1 pseudogene is annotated in these 554 nt (G+C 37.7%); it reads right to left on the bottom strand.

Annotated features, from left to right (window positions below):
* Window positions 1–512: pseudogene (locus RFH42_RS16865) on the bottom strand (IS3 family transposase); the annotation flags it as partial.
* Between the last annotated feature and the right edge of the window lie 42 nt (window positions 513–554).

A 554-nucleotide genomic window follows, 5' to 3' on the forward strand; every position in this document is an offset into this window, starting at 1 on the left:
GTAATGCATGACTAGATCAAGAACTTGCTGTGTTTGTTCTACTACACGCTGAGCACGTTTCTCTGATTGATAGTAAGCTTGTCTTGAAATTCCAAGCCATTGGCAGAAACGAGTAACACTTAGTCGTCTTTTGCTTTGCCAATCTTTGAAACGTGCTCGGAATACTTTTTTTGAAAATCTGTCCCACATTCTTTATCTAAATGATAAATAACATCCTCAACAAATTCGGTTTTAAGCTTCTCTTCGGCAAGCTGCTTTTCTAACTGACGAATCCGTTGTTGTGGCGTGAGTTGGCGTTTCGATGATTTCGGCATAGTTTTAGAAGTCCAATCTTGTTGTCCAAACTTACGAAGCCAGACAAGAACTGTAGATCTTCCTTGAATACCATATTTTTCTTGAACTTGCTTATAAGTGAGTTGCCCTTTTTCAACTTCATGAATAACCATCATTTTAAAGGCAAACGAATAATCTCTTTGAGTGCGCTTAACTCGTTGGCTTTGTTTATATTCCATAAAATAAGTCTCCAATGTGTAAACTTATTTCAGGACGGGACA

The organism is Acinetobacter rudis (assembly GCF_031157835.1).
GTDB lineage: Bacteria > Pseudomonadota > Gammaproteobacteria > Pseudomonadales > Moraxellaceae > Acinetobacter > Acinetobacter rudis_A.